20 protein-coding genes are annotated in these 18,315 nt (G+C 75.6%); 11 read left to right on the forward strand and 9 right to left on the reverse strand.

The window, feature by feature from the left end; all coding sequences use genetic code 11:
* The coding region (locus Q3W71_RS25955) for a hypothetical protein (RefSeq protein ID WP_302922089.1) at positions 1-1,208 on the reverse strand (1,208 nt) is incomplete at its 3' end.
* A gap of 81 nt (positions 1,209-1,289) precedes the next feature.
* Between Q3W71_RS25955 and Q3W71_RS25960 the strand changes: the two genes are divergently transcribed.
* The 4 genes from Q3W71_RS25960 to Q3W71_RS25975 are packed head-to-tail and all read left to right on the forward strand — an operon-like array spanning position 1,290 to position 4,817.
* Positions 1,290-2,459: a DegT/DnrJ/EryC1/StrS aminotransferase family protein gene (locus Q3W71_RS25960; RefSeq protein ID WP_302922090.1), complete on the forward strand. Its 1,170-nt coding sequence runs from the start codon at positions 1,290-1,292 to the stop codon at positions 2,457-2,459.
* Positions 2,456-3,352, forward strand: a complete 897-nt coding sequence (locus tag Q3W71_RS25965; protein ID WP_302922091.1) for a dihydrodipicolinate synthase family protein — start codon at positions 2,456-2,458, stop codon at positions 3,350-3,352. Before Q3W71_RS25960 ends, Q3W71_RS25965 begins: the two co-directional genes overlap by 4 nt.
* Positions 3,349-4,089, forward strand: coding sequence for an amidohydrolase family protein (locus Q3W71_RS25970; protein WP_302922092.1), 741 nt, complete (start codon positions 3,349-3,351; stop codon positions 4,087-4,089). The genes Q3W71_RS25965 and Q3W71_RS25970 overlap by 4 nt, the downstream gene beginning before the upstream one ends.
* On the forward strand, positions 4,086-4,817 hold the full coding sequence (locus Q3W71_RS25975; RefSeq protein WP_302922093.1) for an amidohydrolase family protein: 732 nt from the start codon (positions 4,086-4,088) through the stop codon (positions 4,815-4,817). The genes Q3W71_RS25970 and Q3W71_RS25975 overlap by 4 nt, the downstream gene beginning before the upstream one ends.
* A gap of 33 nt (positions 4,818-4,850) precedes the next feature.
* Here the strand turns inward: Q3W71_RS25975 and Q3W71_RS25980 are convergent, their stop codons facing one another.
* A complete protein-coding gene (locus Q3W71_RS25980) occupies positions 4,851-5,126 on the reverse strand; it encodes a DUF3817 domain-containing protein (RefSeq protein ID WP_302922094.1) in 276 nt (91 codons plus the stop codon).
* Between the two features lie 5 nt (positions 5,127-5,131).
* Complete coding sequence (locus Q3W71_RS25985) at positions 5,132-5,605, reverse strand: hypothetical protein (RefSeq protein WP_302922095.1); 474 nt, start codon at positions 5,603-5,605, stop codon at positions 5,132-5,134.
* 81 nt (positions 5,606-5,686) lie between these two features.
* On the opposite strand from Q3W71_RS25985, the gene Q3W71_RS25990 reads away from it, so the two are divergent.
* Both Q3W71_RS25990 and Q3W71_RS25995 read left to right on the forward strand, forming a co-directional pair.
* Positions 5,687-6,028 (forward strand): helix-turn-helix transcriptional regulator, encoded by a 342-nt coding sequence (locus Q3W71_RS25990; RefSeq protein ID WP_302922096.1) that lies wholly within the window; start codon positions 5,687-5,689, stop codon positions 6,026-6,028.
* A complete protein-coding gene (locus tag Q3W71_RS25995; protein ID WP_302922097.1) occupies positions 6,025-6,720 on the forward strand; it encodes a permease prefix domain 1-containing protein in 696 nt (231 codons plus the stop codon). Before Q3W71_RS25990 ends, Q3W71_RS25995 begins: the two co-directional genes overlap by 4 nt.
* A 112-nt stretch (positions 6,721-6,832) precedes the next feature.
* Here Q3W71_RS25995 and Q3W71_RS26000 read toward each other — a convergent pair whose 3' ends face one another.
* A complete protein-coding gene (locus tag Q3W71_RS26000; RefSeq protein ID WP_302922098.1) occupies positions 6,833-7,966 on the reverse strand; it encodes a citrate synthase in 1,134 nt (377 codons plus the stop codon).
* A 68-nt stretch (positions 7,967-8,034) separates the two neighbouring features.
* Here Q3W71_RS26000 and Q3W71_RS26005 point away from each other — a divergent pair, with 68 nt between their 5' ends.
* On the forward strand, positions 8,035-9,234 hold the full coding sequence (locus tag Q3W71_RS26005) for a citrate synthase (protein ID WP_302922099.1): 1,200 nt from the start codon (positions 8,035-8,037) through the stop codon (positions 9,232-9,234).
* A 161-nt stretch (positions 9,235-9,395) separates the two neighbouring features.
* Here the strand turns inward: Q3W71_RS26005 and Q3W71_RS26010 are convergent, their stop codons facing one another.
* On the reverse strand, positions 9,396-11,357 hold the full coding sequence (locus Q3W71_RS26010) for a YncE family protein (RefSeq protein ID WP_302922100.1): 1,962 nt from the start codon (positions 11,355-11,357) through the stop codon (positions 9,396-9,398).
* Positions 11,358-11,580: 223 nt separating this feature from the next.
* Here Q3W71_RS26010 and Q3W71_RS26015 point away from each other — a divergent pair, with 223 nt between their 5' ends.
* Positions 11,581-12,513, forward strand: coding sequence for a 1-phosphofructokinase family hexose kinase (locus Q3W71_RS26015; protein WP_302922101.1), 933 nt, complete (start codon positions 11,581-11,583; stop codon positions 12,511-12,513).
* 17 nt (positions 12,514-12,530) lie between these two features.
* Complete coding sequence (locus Q3W71_RS26020; RefSeq protein WP_302922102.1) at positions 12,531-13,391, forward strand: class II fructose-bisphosphate aldolase; 861 nt, start codon at positions 12,531-12,533, stop codon at positions 13,389-13,391.
* A 30-nt stretch (positions 13,392-13,421) separates the two neighbouring features.
* On the opposite strand, the gene Q3W71_RS26025 is transcribed toward Q3W71_RS26020, so the two are convergent.
* The gene (locus Q3W71_RS26025) at positions 13,422-14,471 is read right to left on the reverse strand and encodes an SEC-C domain-containing protein (protein WP_302922103.1); all 1,050 of its coding nucleotides are present in this window, start codon (positions 14,469-14,471) and stop codon (positions 13,422-13,424) included.
* Positions 14,472-14,637: 166 nt separating this feature from the next.
* Here Q3W71_RS26025 and Q3W71_RS26030 point away from each other — a divergent pair, with 166 nt between their 5' ends.
* Positions 14,638-15,015: a VOC family protein gene (locus Q3W71_RS26030; RefSeq protein ID WP_302922104.1), complete on the forward strand. Its 378-nt coding sequence runs from the start codon at positions 14,638-14,640 to the stop codon at positions 15,013-15,015.
* Here the strand turns inward: Q3W71_RS26030 and Q3W71_RS26035 are convergent.
* Positions 15,012-15,743 (reverse strand): hypothetical protein, encoded by a 732-nt coding sequence (locus Q3W71_RS26035; protein ID WP_302922105.1) that lies wholly within the window; start codon positions 15,741-15,743, stop codon positions 15,012-15,014. The two genes, Q3W71_RS26030 and Q3W71_RS26035, sit on opposite strands and share 4 nt — an antisense overlap.
* Complete coding sequence (locus Q3W71_RS26040) at positions 15,736-16,341, reverse strand: RNA polymerase sigma factor (RefSeq protein WP_302922106.1); 606 nt, start codon at positions 16,339-16,341, stop codon at positions 15,736-15,738. Before Q3W71_RS26040 ends, Q3W71_RS26035 begins: the two co-directional genes overlap by 8 nt.
* Before the next feature lie 46 nt (positions 16,342-16,387).
* Between Q3W71_RS26040 and Q3W71_RS26045 the strand changes: the two genes are divergently transcribed.
* Positions 16,388-17,638: a YncE family protein gene (locus tag Q3W71_RS26045; protein WP_302922107.1), complete on the forward strand. Its 1,251-nt coding sequence runs from the start codon at positions 16,388-16,390 to the stop codon at positions 17,636-17,638.
* Positions 17,639-17,646: 8 nt separating this feature from the next.
* On the opposite strand, the gene Q3W71_RS26050 is transcribed toward Q3W71_RS26045, so the two are convergent.
* Entirely contained in the window at positions 17,647-18,300 is a 654-nt protein-coding gene (locus Q3W71_RS26050) for a spermidine synthase (protein WP_302922108.1), read from the reverse strand.
* Positions 18,301-18,315 lie beyond the last annotated feature (15 nt).

An 18,315-nucleotide genomic window follows, 5' to 3' on the forward strand; every position in this document is an offset into this window, starting at 1 on the left:
CGGTAGAGGGTCAGGGGGCGGCCGCTGGTGCCGGAGGCGAGGTTGCCGGTCCGCTCGGCCAGGCCGGCCAGTTCCAGCCGGTGCAGCATGCGCCGGGCGGTGCGCTGCTGCACCCGCAGCTGGTCGGCCACCTCGCGGCTGGTCAGCGGCTCGTCGCCGACCGCCGTGCGCACCTCCCGCAGCCGCAGCAGGGTGGGCACCGACAGGCCGACCCGCTGGGCGATGACCGCCAGGTTCACCTCCGACGGCGCCGGCGGCGGGGTGGTCGACTCCAGCACGATGTCGGTCTCGCCGCGCAGCGACAGCACCGCCGTGGTCGGCCCGACCCGGCGGGCCCGGCTCAGCGCCCGGCGGGCCAGGTTCTCCGCCTCCGCCGCGCTGCGCCCCAGGCCGAAGCCGATCTGTACGGTCTCGTGCCGGTCGGCCAGACGGCGCAGCATCGGCAGCGCGGTGAACCCGCCGGTGGCGTCGTGCAGCGGACCCCGGGTGGTGACGATGAGGTACGTGTCCGGGGCGAACCGGGCGAGCGTGCCGCCGAGCCCGGCCACCTCCTTGAGCAGCCCGTCGTCGCCGTCGGAGAGGTTCGCCAGCCCGAGCGCGATCTGGGCGTCCTCCTGGGCCTGGCTGCCCACCTGGAGCAGCAGTTGGCGCAGCGCGGTGCGCACCGAGTGGTTCGACGGGGCCAGGCGGAACGCCGGCATCTCGTGGCGCAGCACCTCGTAGACCGAGCTGATGCAGGTGACCGCGACGTCCGCGCCGGCCTTGTGCTGCCGGCGGTGGAACGCGACCACGTCGTCGGAGTCGAGGCCGCTGCGGTACGGCAGCGACCGGACCCGGTCCACCGGCAGCCCCGCCTCACCGAAGGTGGTGGCGACGTCGGCGCCGGTCACCGTGTCGATCGACATCCGGGTGACGTCGTGCCCGGCGCGCAGCAGCCGCACCGCGGCTTGGAGCAGGGTCGCGCCGGTGTAGTCGACGAAGACCGCCGGGCGGTTGAGCGAGTTCGCCTCCCGGGCGAGGGTGTAGGGCACCACGCCGGTGAACAGCCACGCCTCCACCTGGCCCGCGTGCGCCTCCACGATCGCCGGAGCCTGCGACTCGTGGTCGTAGTGCAGTCGACGGGCGGTGACGCCGGGCTGCTCCTCGCAGGCGGCGGCCACGTCGTCGACCAGGTCGTGCGGACCGATGACCCCGATCTCGATGGTCACCGCTGCCTCCTGTCGGGGGTTGCATTGTTCGCAGCACAAGATTACGGTCAGGCCCGGTATTACTAAAGCCCGGGAGGGTACGTGTTTCCCAGCATGGCCGACGCCAGCGGCCGAACGATCGGCACGGAGGAGCTGGCCGCGGTCAGCCGGGTGCTCCAGTCGGGCATGCTCAGCTCGGTCTGGGGCACGGAGGTCCGCGCCCTGGAGCGCGAGATGGCCGACCGCCATGGAGTGTCGCACGCGGTGGCCGCCAGTTCGGGGACGGCGGCCCTGCATCTGGCCGTCGCGGCCGTCGCGCCGGACCCCGGCGACGAGATCATCACCTCTCCGATCAGCGACTTCGGCACGGTCGCGCCCATTCTGGCGCAGAACGCGGTGCCGGTGTTCGCCGACGTCGATCCGTACACCGGCAACCTGGACCCGGCGGCGGTGGCCGCCGCGATCGGGCCGCGTACCCGGGCGATCCTCGCGGTGCACCTCTTCGGCGCCGCCGTCGACCTGCGCGCGGTCGCCGACGCGGCCGGCGTGCCGCTGATCGAGGACTGCGCCCAGGCCTGGCTCACCCGCTACCCGGACGGCACCCTCGCCGGCACGGCCGGCGCGATCGGCTGCTTCAGCCTCCAGCAGTGGAAGCACATCACCTGCGGCGACGGCGGCCTGACCATCACCGACGACCCGGTGCTGGCCCGCCGGATGCGGCTCTTCGCCGACAAGGGCTGGCCGCGCGACGAGGCCCGCCGGCACGTCAGCCTCGGCCTCAACTACCGGATGACCGAGCTGGCCGGCGCCGTCGCCCGGGCCCAGCTCGCGAAGCTGCCCGGCGTGCTCGCCGACCGGCGGCGCACCGCCCGGCGGCTGGTCGACGCGCTGGCCGGCCTGCCCGGCCTGCACCTGCCGGCGGACGTCGACGCGCACGCCTGGTGGCTGTTCCCGATCGTGCTGGAGCCGCCGCTGACCAACCACGAGGTGGCCGGGAAGCTCGCCGCCGCCGGCATCCCCGCCCGCGCCGGCTACCTGCAACAGCCCCTGCACTGGGCGCCGGCGCTGACCGAGGCGCCCGTCTACGGCAACTCCCGTTTCCCGCTCACCGTGCCGCCCGCCGACCGGCTGCCGACCTACGGACCCGGCGCGTGCCCGGTCGCCGAACGGCTGATCGAGCAGACCCTGCTGGTCATCGACTGGAACGAGCGGTACACCGACGCGCACGTCGACGAGATCGCCCGGGCCGTCCGCGCCGCGGTGACCTCGTGATCGCGCCGACCGCCGCCGCGCTGCGCGACCGGCTGCGCTGGCGGCTGATCGCCGCCACCGCCACGCCGGTGGGCGCGGCCGGGGCCGTCGACCCGGACGTCCTCGGCCGCTACCTGGACGGGCTGGTCGCCGACGGGGCGGACGCGCTGGCCGTGCTCGCGCACACCGGGCGCGGCCCGTACCTCGACGAGGCCACCCGCGACCTGGTCGTCCGGCGTGCCGTCGAGACCGGGGTGCCGGTGATCGTCGGCGTCGGCGGCCGGCCGGGGGAGCGCACCGACGAGGTGGCCGCGCAGGCGGAACGGGCCGCCGCCCTCGGCGCGGCCGGACTGCTGGTCTTCCCGGTCGACGACGACCCGGTCGGCCACCACGACGCGCTCTGGCGCGCGGCCGGCCTGCCGCTGCTCGCCTTCGACCTCTACCTGCGGCCGTATCCGGAGCCGGCGCTGGCCGCGCTGCTGGACCACCCCGGCGTGGCCGGGGTGAAGGTGGCCCGGCTGCACGACGCCATCGCCTGCCAGGCCGCCCTGGCGGCCGCGCACCGGGCCGACCGGCTGGCGGTCACCGGCGAGGACCGGATGTTCGGGCCGTCGCTGATGTGGGGCGCCGAGGCGGCCCTGGTCGGCCTGGCCGCCGCCGCCGTCCCGGTCACCGCCCGGGCGCTGCGGGCCTACGCCGACAAGCGGTACGACGAGTTCCTCACCGCCTCCGCCGACCTCGACCGGCTGGCCGAGGTCACCTTCACCGCACCGATGGAAGGGTACGTGCAACGCATGCTCTGGATCGCCGCCGCGGAAGGGCGGGTCCCGGCGACCCACGCCGTCGACCCGCACGCCCCGGCGCTGCCCGAGGGCGACCGGGACCGGGTGCTGCGAGTGGCGGGGTGCCGGTGACCGGCAACCCGTTCGTGGCCGACGACCTGGCGCCGGTCACCCTCGACATCGACGTGCTCGTCGGTCGGTACGCCGACCGGCCCGGCCCCACCGGCGAACCGGCGGCGGTCACCGCGATGCTGGCCGCCAACGGCGTCGAGCGGGCGGCCGTGGCCAGCCTGCGGGCGGCCCTGTTCGACGTGCGCAGCGGCAACGACGAGGTGGCCGCCCTCGCCGGCCCGGGCGTGCTGCCGGTCGGCGGGCTGGACCTGCGCGACCCCCTCGGCGCCGAGCGGGAGGTCGCCCGGCTCGCCGAGCGCGGCTTCCGGGCCGTCCGGCTCTTCCCCGACGAGCAGCGCGTGGAGCCCGACTTCCCGTCGGTGCGGCACGTCGCCCGCCGGGCCACCGAGGCCGGCCTGGTCATCCTGACCGGCGGGGACGTGCGCCGGTTCTGGCGGCCGCTGTGCGGCGCCACCGTGGTCTTCCTCGACACGCACTTCTACCACCTGGGCGACTTCGTGGTGGCGGCCCGCGACGAGCCGGGCTTCCACACCTCCACCCGGCTGCTCAACTCGCCGGACGCGCTGGAGACCGTCGCCGCGCACCTCGGCGTCGAGCGCCTGCTCTACGGCTCCCGTACGCCGTTCTACGAGCCCGTCGTGCCGCGGCTGCGGCTGGCCCGGGGCGGGCTCGGCCCGTCCGCGGTCGCGGCGGTGGCGGGCGGCAACGCCCGCCGGATCCTGGGGCTGGCCAAATGATCATCGACGTGCACGCCCACTGGGGGCCGTGGTTCTTCAGCATGGAGGTCGGCGCGGTCGCCACCAACCTCGCGGTGATGGACCGGTACGGCATCGACCTGGCAGTGGTCTCCGCGACCGAGGCGGTGATCTACGACGTCGCCGCCGGCAACCGGGCGATGGCCCGGGTGCTGGAGAGCAGCGACCGGCTGCTCGGCTACCTGACCGTCAACCCGCGCCGGCTGGACGACGCCGAGCGGGACCTGCGCGAGCTGCTGCCCACCGGCCGGTTCGTCGGCGTGAAGATCCACACCGACTACACCGGCTCGCCGGCGAACTCGCCGCAGACCCGCGCCGCGCTGGAACTGGCCACCGCGCACGGGCTGCCCGCCCTCGTGCACACCTGGGACACCACCCCGCTCGACCTGGCCCAGGCGGTCGCGGACGTGCCCGGGGCGCGCGCCATCGCCGGGCACATGGGCGCGAACGGCTGGCGGCACGCCGTCGAGGCGGCCAACTCGGTGGACCGGCTCTGGCTGGAGCCGTGCTTCTCGCACACCGAGGCGGGTCGCTTCGCCGCGGTGGCGGCGGCGGTCGACCCGCGCCGACTGCTGTTCGGCACCGACGCCACGCTGATCGACCCGGCCGCCGCGTACGGGGCGGTGCTCGCCGCCGACCTGTCACCCGAGCTGGCCGAGCGGGTCGCCTGGCGCAACGCCGCCGAGCTGTTCCGCCTCGACCTGCCGTGACCGTCCGGCAGCTCGGGCGGTCGACGCCGCCGCTCAGCTCGCCCCGGCCTCGCCGGTGGCCGGCGCGGGGGCCCGCTGGATGCGGCGAACGGCGAGCAGCCCGCCGACGCCGGGGATGACGGCGAGCCAGCGGGCGCCCGGGGTGGCGGCCTCGACCAGCCAGGTGCCGGCGATGACGGCGAGGTAGGCGGCGCCGTGCACCGGGCCGCCCAGGGCGGTGATCGCCTCGGTGTGCACGGTGGCCAGGTTGGCCAGCAGGACCACCAGGGAGACCGCCTCGACCGCGGCCACGATCCGCAGGGTACGCATGCCGCTCACACTCCCGTCGTGGAGCCGGGGCGGACGATCATCAGGACGACCACTGTCGCCCAGAGCAGGTTGAACAGCCCGGTGGCCATCGCCAGCCGGCTCGCCGCCGTCCGCCGCCCCGCGCCGGCGCCCGCACCGTCGGGTGCGGACAGCAGGCGCCGCTGGCCGGGCAGGATGGCCAGCGCCAGCAGGGCCGCGGCGACCGCGGTCAGCGCGATCGACGTGACGAGCCAGGCGTCGGTCAGGACGCCCAGTCGCGCGCCGGTGGCGAGGCCGAAGACGGGGACGACCACCCCGACGACCGCGTAGACGCGGCAGGTGCGGTGCAGGAACGCGGCGATCTGGGGTGCCCGGCCGCCCGGTGCCCGGCTGTCGTCCCCGCCGCCGGCGTAGCGCGGGAAGAGCGAGGCGGCCACGGCGATCGGTCCGATCGCCAGGATCGCGGCCAGGACGTGCACCGACAGCAGGAGCTTGGTCACCGGTTCCCCTTCAGTTGGTCGCCTACATATTGGCTCCCAATAGATAGCATACCTACGGAAGGAGGGGTAGGCTGCCTACTGATGAAGGACGACGCCGTTCGCGGGCACCTCGACGCGCTGCTGCTGGCCGCGCTCGAACAGGGGCCGCTGCACGGCTACGCGATCATCGCGGCCGTCCGCGAGCGCAGCGGCGGAGCCCTGGAGCTGCGGACCGGCACCATGTATCCGGCGCTGCACCGGCTGGAACGGCTCGGCCTGCTGCGCAGCGACTGGCAGGCGGTCGGCGAGCGGCGCCGCCGCTGCTACGAGCTGACCGACGCCGGGCGGCGGGCCCTGGTCGACAAGCGCACCGCCTGGCGCGAACTCACCTGCGCGATCGGTGCCGTGCTGGACCCTTCGCCGGCGCCGGGGCCGGCCACGTGACGGCCCGCGACCCCGCCGGCCCCGGCCACGACCCGATCGAGGAGCACCTCGCGGCCCTGGCGGTCGCCCTGCACGGCCCGGCCCGGGTCAAGGCCCGGATGCTGACGGAGGCGCGCGACGGCCTCGCCGACGCCGCGGCGGCACTCGCCGGTGGTGCGACCCCCGATGACCACGCCGCCCGCCAGGCGGTGCGCGACTTCGGCAGTGTCGACGAGGTCGCGCCCGCCTTCCAGCGGGAACTCACCGTCGCCCAGGCCCGGCACACCGCCCGTGCGGTCGTCCTCGCCGTTCCCTTCCTGTTGGCCTGCTGGGCGCTGGTGACGGTCGTCGGCGGCGACCAGGGCCGGCACGCGCCCCGGGTCGCCCAGACGCTGGCCGCCCATCTGGGTGGCGTGGCCGCCGCGGCGGCCCTGCTGGCCGGGGCCGCGCTGGCCGTCACCGGGGCCCTGGCCCGCCGGTTGCCCACCCCGCACCGGCTGCCGCTGATGGTCGCCTGGGCCGGCACCACCGCCACCGCCGCGCTCGCCACCAGCGCCCTCACCCTGGCCGTCGCGGCGACGCTGGCCGGGAGCTGGCCGCTCGGCGCGCTCATCGCCGTGCTCGCCCTCGCCGTGCACGCCCGGATCGCGGCCTCGGCCCGGGCCTGCCGCCGGTGCGCCCGTGCCCCGCTCGTCGCCACCGGCGAGGGCTGAGGTCGGTGGCCACGGCGGCCCTGAGACCCGAGGCGCCTACCGGCGCCGGGCCGGCTGAGGGGCGGAGAGCCGGCCCGGGGGGTGAGCTGGCCGAGCCAGCCCGCCGGCCGGCTCACGGCACCGGCTGTGGCGGGGTCGGGCCCACGTAGCGCGAGTCCGGCCGGATGATCTTCGAGTCCGCGGCCTGTTCCAGCACGTTCGCGCACCACCCGATGACCCGGCTGGTGGCGAAGGTCGGGGTGAACATCTGACGGGGCAGCCCGCACAGGTGCATGACCACGCCCGCGTAGTACTCGACGTTGGTGTGCAGCTCCCGGCCGGGCTTCAGCTCCGCCAGCAGCGACAGCACCCGCTCCTCCACGGCCACCGCGAGGTCCACCAGCTCACCGCCGAGGCTCTGGGCGATCCCCTTGAGCATCCGGGACCGCGGGTCCTCGGTCCGGTAGATCGGGTGCCCGAACCCCATGATCCGCTCGCCGTCGCGGATCCGGGAGCGCAACCAGGCGTCGGCCCGGTCGATCGAGCCGATGGCGTCGAGGGTGTCGAGGGCCCGGCTGGGGGCGCCGCCGTGCAGCGGGCCGGACAGCGCCCCCAGGGCCCCGCCGACGCAGGCGTAGATGTCCGCGCCGGTGGAGGCGATGACCCGGGCGGTGAAGGTCGAGGCGTTGAAGCCGTGGTCGACGGTCGCGATCAGGTAGCGCTCGATCGCCCGGGCGTGGAGTTCGGAGGGCTCCTCGCCGGTGATCATGTACAGGTAGTTCGCCGCGTGCGGCAGGTCGTCGCGCGGCGCGATCGGCTCCAGCCCGGCGCGCAGCCGGAACAGCGCGGCCAGCAGGCTGGGGGTGAGGGCGCAGAGCGCCATCGCCTGGGCGCGGCGTTCCGCGGGCGGGGTGTCGTAGAGCGGGCGGGCTCCGGCGGCGAGGCCGGCGACGGCCAGCGCGGCGCGCAGCCCGCTCATCGGGTCCTGCGACGACGAGGCGGCGGCGATGCCGGGCAGGGCGGCGGCGACCGCGGGCGGGATGTGGCGCAGCGGCGCGATCTCCTCGTGCAGCGCCTTGGGCTCGGTGGGGAGGGAACCGTCGACGAGCAGCGCCCAGACGTCCTCCAGGGTGCGGCGCTCGGCCAGGTCGATGGCCGAGTACTGGCGGTAGTGGTAGAAGCCCTCGTGGCCGCGGACGTGGCCGATGGTGGTGTCGGTGACCACGACGCCGGCGAGCCCGCGCGGAACGGTGATGGTGTCAGCCATGCCGGCAGCCTCGCGTCGGCGAACCGGGCCAGTCAACATTGATTCAGTCAATGTGAGAGCATGGCCACATGCCCGAGGAGCCCCTGCTGACCACCGCCGAGGTGGCGCACCGCCTGCGCATCAAGCCGGAGACGGTCTACGCGTACGTCAGCCGGGGTTTGCTTGACCGGGTCAAGGTTCCCGGCGAGCGGCTGAGCCGGTTCCGGCTGGCCGACGTCGAGCGGCTGGCCGCCCGTACGCAGGCGACCCGGCCGGAACGCGACGCCGCCCCGGCGATGCGCACCGCCACCACGTTGATCGCCTACGGGCGGCTGCACTACCGGGGGCTGGACGCCGCCGCCCTCGCGCCGACGACGCCGTTCGAGGAGGTCGCGCACTGGCTCTGGACGGGGGAGCGGCGGCACGCCGCCTTCACCGCGTCCCCGGAGACCCTGGAGCGGGCGAGGCGGGCCAGCGCGCACCTGCCCGCCCGGGCCCGGGTCTTCGACCGGCTGCCGGTGATCGTCGCCGTCGCCGCCGCGATGGACCCGCTCCGCTTCGACCTGGCGCCGGCCACGGTCACCGCGCTCGCGCCCGGGCTGCTGTCCACCATGGTCGACGCCCTGCCCCCGGTCGGCGGGGCGCCCCCGGACGACGGCCTGGCGACCCGCCTGTGGTCCCGGTTGACCGGCACGCCGGCGTACCCGGACGGCGTCCGGGCGCTCAACGCCGCACTCGTCCTGCTCGCCGACCACGACCTGGCCGCCTCGACCATCGCGGTCCGGGTCGCGGCGTCGACCCGGGCGAACCCCTACGCGGCGGTGCTCGCTGGCCTCGGCGCGTTGGACGGGCCGATGCACGGAGCCGTCGGCAGCCGGGTCTACCGGATGATCGAGGCGGCGCTGCGGGACGGGGCGCCGGCCTCGATCGCCGAGTGGTTGCGCACCGGCGCGCTGCCCGGGTTCGGGCATTCGCTGTACCCGGACGGCGACCCGCGCGGAGCCGCCCTGCTCGATCTCGTCGCGGAGCTGCCGACCGGGGGCGAGCTGCGGCGGGCCGTCGACGACCTGATCGCCACGGCGGCGCGGCGGGGCGCCCTGCCCAACGTCGACTTCGCCGTGGCCGCGTTGGCGCACGCGACCGGCATGGGCCCGGGCGCCGCGGAGGTGATCTTCGCGGTCGCCCGGACGGCGGGCTGGATCGCCCACGTCGTCGAGGAGTACGCCCAGCCGAGCAACCGGTTCCGGTGGAGCAGTGGCTACACCGGGCCGCCCCCGGCGTCGGGGTGAACCGCGGGTGGTGGCCACAGCTTCCGGGACGCGGGTGCGGTCGCCTCGCGCCTTTGCCGCCGGACGAGGGCAGGGCGGACGGACCGGCGGGCCTCGTCGTGCGGCGGGAGCGCGAACCCCCGACGCACGACGAGGCCCGGTCGGCCTCTCCGCCTGCCGGGCTACCTCCTGGGCAGCGGGAAGCGGGCCAGGTCCATGCCGAGCATGCCCCAGGTCGCCTTGCCGTCCGGGGTGAAGTTGAACGCCGGGTTGTTGTACCAGCCCCGCGGCACGTTGTCGTAGAGCGTGGTCACCTCGCCGCCCGGGACGGTCGGCAGCTCGCAGATGTCGTTGGTCCAGTGCACCCAGGAGAAGACCCGACCGTCGACCCCGTTGAACTGGCCGTACCCGCCGAGGTCCCCCTCCATCACGATGGTGCGGGTGCTCAGGTCGTAGGCGAACCAGGCGCCGCGCGGGCGGCGGCCCATCGCGTAGAGCAGGTTGCCGACCACGTACAAACTCTCGTACGACTGCCAGTCCGGCTTGATCTCCTCGCGCCAGAGCAGCTTGCGGGTGACGATGTCGACGGCCGCCACCTGCGCGGTCCGGCGGATCGGGCCGCTGGTGCCCTCGCCGTAGGTGTCGCCCGCGATGTACGCCGTGGTGCCCTGCACCACCACGTCCATCACGCTCTGCTCGGGCAGGAACTCCCGGTGCGCGTCGACGGTGTTGTCGGACAGGTCGATGAAGGTCAGCGCGCCGGTGTGCTTGGTGGTCTGCGGGCTGGACGCGACGATCAGCTGGTTGCGCGGCCGGTCGACGTGGATCCGCTTGGTGCGCAGCTGCTCGTTGCCGAGCAGTCCCAGCACGGTGACGGCGAAGCTGTCCGGGTCGATCGCCACGATCTGGGTGCTCGGGTAGAGGCCGGCGTACACCGTGCCGGCCTTCCCCTCGGCCATCGCCTTGACCTCGCCGTTGACGTCGAAGCGCTGGCTGGTGCCGGCCTCCGGGCGGTGCACCGTCATCGCGTAGTGGCCACCGACCCAGACGGTGTTGCGGGTGTGCCGCATCATCGACTGGATGGTCTCCGGGTAGCCGAAGCCGCGGGTGGCGGTCTGCCACACGGTGGCCGCGCCGTTCGGCGTCGCCCGCCACACGTGCCCGAGGCCGCTCACGCCGAGCAGGGCGCCGCCGGGCAGCGGGGCGAGCAGCTGGTTCTCCACGTCGGCGAGCGGCTTGCCCACCTTCACCAGGCCGTCCGCGGTCACCTCGTACAGGTTGGTGGTGAGCCGGGTCAGCGCGTACACCTTGCCGTCGCCGCCGACGGTCAGCTGGTCGATGTAGCGGTCCTCGGCCGGGATGTCCCGGGAGACCCGGCCCGAGCCGTCGCGGCGGAACGAGATCAGCTGCCGGCCGCTGGCGACGTAGATGACGCCGTCGGAGACCACCAGGTCGAGGATGCCGACCGGCGAGGCGCTGAGGTGCGCGGTCAGGTCGGTCGGGGCGCCGCCGGCCTTCGGCCACACCAGCAGGGTGCCGGGCGCCGCCGAGCCGCCGTAGACGTACTCGTCGTCGACCGCCACGGCCGCCGCGTACTGGGAGGTCGAGATGCGGCCGTACGTCTCGACGGTCGCGTCGGCCAGCCGGACCCGCTTGACCGTGCAGTCGGGGTACGTGCCGAGGTAGAGGTGCTCGCCGTGCACGACCATGTCGTAGTACCAGGTGGTGCTGCCCCCGGCCCGCGCCCAGGCCACCAGCTCCTTGGTCTGCGGGTCGAACCGGTGGACGTACGCGCTGCCGGCCGGGCCGATGTAGACGTACCGGCCGTCGGCGGCGAGCTTCTGGCCACCGTTGCTCGGGATGGCCAGGTCGTCGATGGCGCGCATCTCACCGGTGTTGACGTCGAACTCGCCCAGCCGCATCTTCCCCTCCGGGGTGTTGAACCGGGAGGTGATGAAGACGCTGTCCCCGATGACGGCGGCGCCGCGGACGGCGGCGGTCAAGGACGCCGGACCGAAACTGGTCGGGGTGAGCGGCTCGTCGTCCTGCGCGAACGCCGGGGTGGCGAGCGATCCGTGGCCCACCGCCAGGGCAGCGCCGGTGAGGCAGCTACCGGCGAGGAGTGATCGACGGCTGAGGGGCATCGTTGTCTCCGTTCGTCCGCGTCATTACGGCCCGGACCTTAATGATTGTCGAAGTGGACCGTCAAGGGTCGGCGGCGACTCCCCGGTGGCTGCGTCGGCCCGGCCCGGCCGGCAGGGCACGCGGCCGGTTGCCAGGAGCCCGATCGCCGTATTACGGTCCAGCCCCAATGTGGAAACTCGGAGGGGTCATGCGGCACCCTGACACGGCCGGCCCGGACGCGACATGATCGTCACGGTCACGCTGAACCCCGCCCTGGACATCACGCACACCGTCGCGTCGCTGGTGCCGCACCGCAGCCACCGGGTCAGCGACGTCGCCGCCCAGGCCGGCGGCAAGGGCGTCAACGTCGCCCGCGTCCTGCACACGCTGGGGCTGCCCACCGTCGCCGTGGCGTTCCGCGGCGGCCTCACCGGCGCGGCCGTCGCCGCCGACCTCGACCGGCACGGCATCGCCCACCGGCTGGTCGACACCGCGGGGGAGAGCCGGCGCACGTTCACCGTCGTCGACCGGGGCAGCGGCGACGCCACCGTCTTCAACGAGGCCGGCCCGGCGGTGTCCGACGCGGAGTGGCGGGCACTCCGCGGGCAGGTGCGCCGGCTGCTCGCCGGGGCGTCGGTGCTGGTCCTCTCCGGCAGCCTGCCGCCGGGGCTGCCCGACACCGCGTACGCCGAGCTGGCCGGCGCCGCCGCGCGGGCGGGCGTGCCGGTGATCCTGGACGCGGCCGGGCCGCCGCTGCGCGCCGGCCTCGCGGCGGGCCCGGACGTGATCAAGCCGAACGCCACCGAACTCGCGGAGGCCACCGGCCTGCCCGACCCGCTCGCCGCCGCCGAGGCGCTCCGCGCGGCGGGGGCGCGGGCGGTGGTGGCGTCGCTGGGACCGGCCGGCCTGCTCGCCGTCACCCCCGACGGCACCTTCCGCGCCGAGCCGCCGGCGCCCCTGGCCGGGAACCCGACCGGCGCCGGCGACTCGGTCGTCGCCGCGATCGCGGCCGGCATCCACACCGGAACGCCGTGGCCGCACCGGCTGGCGGAGGCGGTGGCGCTCTCCGCCGCCACGGTGAGGGCGCCCCGCGCCGGCCAGTTCGACGCCGACACCTACCACCGGCTCGCCCCCCGGCCGGCCGGGACCCGCACGCCGACGCCCCACACCACCTGAACACCCCGGAGTCCGCCATGCCCCTGACCGCCACCGCCGACCTCGTCGCGCGGGCCGCCCGCGCCGGCCGCGCGGCTGCCGCCTTCAACGTCATCACCCTCGAACACGCCGAGGCCGTGGTGGACGCGGCCGAGCGGGCCGGCGCCCCGGCCATCCTTCAGATCAGCGAGAACGCGGTGAGGTACCACGGCGGCCGGGTGCTGCCGATCGCCCGGGCCGCCGTGGAGGTGGCCCGGGCCGCCGCCGTCGACGTCGCCCTGCACCTGGACCACGTGCGCGACGAGGCGCTGCTGCGCCAGGCCGCCGACGCCGGGGTGAGTTCGGTGATGTACGACGCGGCCGGGCTGCCCTACGCGGCCAACGTCGAGGCGACCCGGCGGGCCGCCGACTGGGCCCACGGGCACGGGCTCTGGATCGAGGCCGAGCTGGGCTGGATCGGCGGCAAGGACGGCGAGGCGCCGTTGGACGCCCACGCGCCCGGCGCCCGTACCGACCCGGACCAGGCGGCGGCGTACGTGGCGGCGACCCGGGTGGACGCGCTGGCCGTGGCGGTCGGCAGCCGGCACGCGATGACCACCCGGACGGCCACCCTTGACCACGCGCTGATCGCCAAGCTCCGGGACGCGGTCGACGTGCCGCTGGTGCTGCACGGCTCGTCGGGCGTCTCCGACGCCGAACTCGTCCAGGCCGCGACCGGCGGCATCGTGAAGATCAACATCGGCACCGCGCTGAACGTCGCGTTCACCGCGGCGGTCCGGGGCCGCCTCGCCGACGACCCCGGCGGCACCGACCCGCGGGCGTACCTGTCGCTCGGCCGGACCGCGATGGCCCGGACCGTCGAGCACTTCCTCCGGCTGCTCGCCGCCCCCACCGGCTGACCACCGAGCCGGCGGCCCGGGCCGAGCCGGTCAGCCGCGGGAGCGCGGCAGGCAGCACTTCTTGTACTTGCTGCCGGAGCCGCACCAGCAGGCGTCGTTGCGCTCCGGCGGCCAGCCGATCCGCGCCGCCGGGCGGGCCGCCAGCTCGCGCGCGTAACCGGCCCGGACCTCCGGGTCGGCCGGGTCGCCGTCGTGCCGGCCGGCGTAGCCGACCAACCCGTCCACCGATGCGGTGAGCACGTGCAGCCCGGTGCGGCCGGCCCCGGCCAGCCGCACCAACTCCTTCTCCAGGCGGGCCCGGTGCGCGTCCCAGTCCGGCCCGTACGCCTCGGTCAGCGCCGCCTGCTCGGCGAGCAGCCGGTCGAACTCGGCCCGGGGCCAGAAGAGCAGGTCGGGCTCGGCCGCCTGCCGCTGCTGGGCCCGGCGGACCAGTCGGGCCTCCAGCCGGTCGGCGAGGTCGTCGGTGCGGTCGTGCGGCAGGTTGAGGTCGCGGCGCACCCGGTGCCGCTGTTGCAGCAGGAAGAACAGCACGCCGGGCGCCTCCGGCGGGCCGACCTCCAGCGCCGCTCCGGCGGCGGCAGCGGTCGAGCCGGCCGGTTCGGCGGTGGTGGCGCGCTCGCCGAGCAGGGTGTCGACCGCCGCGCTCAGCCACTCCTCGGCCAGCGCGGTGCGGCCGCCGGCGTCCAACGCCGCGCTGAGGTACGCGGGCGCGTCCGGCTGCTCGGTCAGCAGCGGGCGCAGCGCGGTGAGGTCCGCCATCGCCTCGTCCTCCCGGCCACCGGCCCGGAACAGGATCCGGGCCCGCAGCGCGCGGGCGGCGCCGGCCCGCGGGTCGTCCCCGGACGGGTACGCCGCCACGGCCCGCTCGGCGTACCGGAGTGCGGCGTCCAGCCGCGCCCGGACCTCGGCGATCTCGGCGGCCAGGGTCAACGCGTCCCCGGCGTCCGCCGGCTCCGCCAGCCGGCCCTGCTCCACCGCCTCGGCCAGCTCGGCGGCGACGCCGAGCGGGTTGGCCGTCCCGAGCGCCGAGCGGCGCAGTTCGGCGAGGTCGGCGCTGGTGATCACGTCTGTCGTCGGCACGATCTCACGGTACGTCGGGGTCCCCCCGGTGCACTCGCGGATCACCTGTTACGCCGATCTCACACCCTCCACCGTGTCGGGTGGGGGTGTCGACACCTCGGCCGCTGCGGGTGACCCGCGCCGCGCCCGGGTCGGGGCGGCACCACCGGTGGGGGAGAATGACGGCATGCCGAGCAGTCTCAGCGCCATCGTCATCGACGCCGTCCGACCACGTCTGATCGCCGACTTCTGGTGCTCGGTGCTCGGCTGGCAGGTCGTCGACGAGGACCCCGAGGTGATCACCATCGCGGCCGCCCCCCGTTCCTGGCCGATGATCGACGTGGTGGCGGTGCCCGAGGGCAAGGCGATCAAGAACCGGCTGCATCTCGACCTGCGTGCCGACGGTGTGTCCACGGCGGAGGAGCTGGACCGGTTGCTCGCCCTCGGTGCCCGACGCGCCGACGTGGGGCAGCCCCCCGACGTGAGCTGGGTCGTGCTCGCCGACCCGGAAGGCAACGAGTTCTGCCTGCTGTCCCGTACCGTCCAGGAACTCCAGCGCGGTTAGTCCAGGGTGCCGGCGATCGCCATCGCCTCGGCCTTGGTGACCTCGCCCTCCAGCCGGTAGGTCACGCCGGCCTCCTGCCAGATCAACGTCGAGCCGGCGAGCCGCGCGGTCTCCACCCGGACCGTGCCGGTGCGGTCCACGTACGCCACGGCGTGCGGGCCGCCGACCCAGACGGCGAAGTCCCCGTCGAGTTGCACCCACTCCGCGCCGGACCCGCTCGTCTGCTTCTGGAACACCGGGTCGAGCCCGCCGTCGAAGGCGTCGAGGCGCAGCGCGCCGCCGCGGTAGAGCAGCGTGGCGACCCGGTGGCCGCCGATGCCGTCCGGGTCGGCGACCAGCACCTGCTCGGGCGGGCCGAGCGCGGTCGGCACGCGGATCGGGAAGCGCACCGCCCGCTGCGCCTCGACCAGGGAGGCGGGCCGCTGCGACGGCATCGCCGACGGCGTGCCGGTGGGCAGGGCCGGCCGCGACGACGTGTCGACGGTGATGCCGGCGAAGCGCAACAGCCCCGCCACGGCGTCGGCGACGGCGGCCCGCCCCGGTGGCAGCAGGGCGACGAGCAGCGCGACGAGCACCGCGGCGAGGTGCAGCCGCCAGCGGTGCCAGCGGATCCGCCGGGGCGCGGGTGAGGCGGTGAGCCGGGCGCGTACCCGGGCGGCGACGTCGGGCGGCTCGGGTGTGCGCAGCGAGGTGGACAGCGCCCGCAGCTCCCGTTCGAGGTCATCCACCGCGGACCTCCGCACCGTCGAGCAGGGCGCGGAGCTTCACCAGCGCCCGGGAGGTGCGTGACTTGACAGTGCCCCGGGGCCAGCCCAGCATGGTCACGGTCTCCTCCTCGTTGAGGTCGAGGAAGAACCGGCAGACGATCACCTCGCGGTCCTTCTCCGGCAGCCGGCGCAGCGCGTCGACCAGCGCGGCACGGCGTTCCGCCGCGAGCACGGCGCCCACCGCGACATCCTCGCCCGCCTCCGGCTCCCGGTTCGCCGCGGCCCGCAGCACCAGCCCGTCCCGCCGGCCCCGCGACCGGTGCAGGTTACGGGTCTCGTTCGCCACGATGGCCAGCAGCCAGGAGCGGAACGACGCCTCCCCCCGGTAGCGGGAGAGCTTGCGGTATCCCTTCACGAACGCCTCCTGGATGACGTCCTCCGCGTCCGAGCCCGCGCCGAGCAGCACCGCCGTCCGGTGCGCGGACGCGGTGTGCCGGGCGACCAGGAGTTCGTACGCCTCCAGGTCACCGGCGCGGGCGCGGGTGACGAACTCGTCGTCGTCCAGGGCAACCTCCGGGGGACTGACCTCATGACACCGCGTACGCCGCCGAGGTTCCACCCGCCGGCCGGAACCTCGGCGGACACGGCGGTGTCACCCAGACATGATGGCCACGACGACGTTTCCGCGGCGTACCCTGCTGACCGCGCTCGCCGGGGCCGGCGCCGCCGCGCTGGTCGGCTGCGATCCCACCGGCGGGGCCACGGCACCGGCCGCCGCGATCCCCGACCCGCTGCTCGTCGAACTCGCCGGCGGCCTCGGCGTCCTGCGCGGCGCGGAGCGGCGCACGCTCCCGCACGCCGTCGCCACCGCGGACGGGCGGACGGTCTACGCGGCGGCGCCCCAGGGTGCCGACACCGCCTTCTGGCGGGCCGACACCGCCACCGGCCGCACGTCGCCCCGGGTCGTCCTGCCGGGACGGTGGGTGCCGCAGGCCGTCGCCGCCCACGGTACGGCGGTGGCCCTCACCTCGGAGCAGGTGCGCGTCACCGCCGGCCGTCCGGTCGGGCGGGACGTCACGCCGGTGCTGATCGCCGACGGCGGCGGGGTCCGGCAGCGGCTCGACCTGCGCGGCAACTTCGTACCCGAGGCGTTCACCGGGGACCTCACCGGGCTGTTCGTCCTCGAGTGGCTGCCGGCGGCGGCGCCGGACCGCTACCGGGTCCGGGTGGTCGACCTCGCCACCGGCGCGCCCGGTCCGCTCGCCACCCGCGCCAAGACACCGGTGCCGCCGGGCGCCGAGGAGGAGATGCGCGGCGACGGGCGCCAGGCCGTGCTCGCCCCGGACCGCCGCACCCTCTACACGCTCTACACCCACCAGCCCGGCCACCGGCACACCCGGGACCTGGTCAGCGGCCGGCCGGGCAACGCGCACGCGTTCGTCCACACGCTGAACCTCGTGGAGCGGTGGGCGTACTGCGTCGACCTGCCGCACCCGTTCGGGGAGGGCCCGGCGAGCGGTCACGGCATGGCGATCACGCCGGACGGGCGTCGACTCTACGTCGCCGACGTCGCCTCGGGCGGCGTCGCGGAGATCTCCACCGAGGAGCTGACGGTACGCCGGACGGCCACCCTGGCGACGGCCACCGGCGCGGCCCACGTCGCCGCCGACGGTGACCGCCTCTTCATCGGCGCCGGCACGACGGTACGTACCGTGGACCTGGCCGGCCTCGGGCAGGCCGCGCAGTGGCGGGTCCGCGAGCCGGTCGCCGGCCTGCTGCTGAACCCCGGCGGCGAGCGCCTCCACGTGGGCCAGACCGGCGCGGTGAGCTGGTACGACCCCGCCACCGGCCGGGAACTCGGCCGTGCCGCCGTGCCCGGCCTGGTGGCGCTGCACAGCCTGGCCGGACGCGCCTGACGACCGGGTTACCGGGCCCGCGCGAGGTAGACGACGTCCGGCTCGCCGCGCGGCACCGGGACGCGGTGGGTGTCCACCGGGCCGACGTGCTCCGCCAGCCGTCGCGCGTACCCGGGGGAGTGCGCCGCGCTCCAGACCGCCAGCACGCCGCCGGGGCGCAGCCGGGACCGGAGCAGCGCGGCGCCGTCGACCCCGTAGAGGTCGGCGTTGCCGTCGAAGACCGTCCAGTCCGGACCGTTGTCCACGTCCAGGCAGATCGCGTCGAAGCGCTGGTCGGTCCCGCGCAGCCAGGACACGATGTCGGCGGTCACCACCCGCACCCTGGGGTCGTCCAGGGCGTGCTCGCTGAACCGGGACAGGTGGCTGCGGTGCCAGGCGACCAGCGCCGGCTCGATCTCCACGACGGTGATCTCCGCGACCCGCGCCGAGCGGGCCGCCTCCGCCAGCGAGAAGCCCACCCCGAGCCCGCCGATGAGCAGCCGCGGGTGCCCGGGTACCGCCGCCAGCGCCGCCTGGACCAGCAGCCGCTCGGACCGCCCGGCCCGGGTGTCCATCAGGAACACCCCGTTGCTGATCACCTCGTAGTGCCCCGCGTCGGTGCGCAGCACCAGTTCCCCGCGTTCGGTGACCCGGCGCTCGACGGTGACGGCCACGCTCTCCACCCCGCCAACCTATGC

The sequence above is a fragment of the Micromonospora sp. C28SCA-DRY-2 genome (assembly GCF_030519475.1).
Taxonomy (GTDB): Bacteria; Actinomycetota; Actinomycetes; order Mycobacteriales; family Micromonosporaceae; genus Micromonospora.

Coding starts and splice junctions, on each gene's coding strand:
- Q3W71_RS25975 (WP_302922093.1), top strand. CDS start 4,086: ATGATCATCGACGTGCACGCCCACTGGGGGCCGTGGTTCTTCAGCATG.
- Q3W71_RS25980 (WP_302922094.1), bottom strand. CDS start 5,126: ATGCGTACCCTGCGGATCGTGGCCGCGGTCGAGGCGGTCTCCCTGGTG.
- Q3W71_RS25990 (WP_302922096.1), top strand. CDS start 5,687: ATGAAGGACGACGCCGTTCGCGGGCACCTCGACGCGCTGCTGCTGGCC.
- Q3W71_RS26000 (WP_302922098.1), bottom strand. CDS start 7,966: ATGGCTGACACCATCACCGTTCCGCGCGGGCTCGCCGGCGTCGTGGTC.
- Q3W71_RS26005 (WP_302922099.1), top strand. CDS start 8,035: ATGCCCGAGGAGCCCCTGCTGACCACCGCCGAGGTGGCGCACCGCCTG.
- Q3W71_RS26010 (WP_302922100.1), bottom strand. CDS start 11,357: ATGCCCCTCAGCCGTCGATCACTCCTCGCCGGTAGCTGCCTCACCGGC.
- Q3W71_RS26015 (WP_302922101.1), top strand. CDS start 11,581: ATGATCGTCACGGTCACGCTGAACCCCGCCCTGGACATCACGCACACC.
- Q3W71_RS26020 (WP_302922102.1), top strand. CDS start 12,531: ATGCCCCTGACCGCCACCGCCGACCTCGTCGCGCGGGCCGCCCGCGCC.
- Q3W71_RS26030 (WP_302922104.1), top strand. CDS start 14,638: ATGCCGAGCAGTCTCAGCGCCATCGTCATCGACGCCGTCCGACCACGT.
- Q3W71_RS26045 (WP_302922107.1), top strand. CDS start 16,388: ATGGCCACGACGACGTTTCCGCGGCGTACCCTGCTGACCGCGCTCGCC.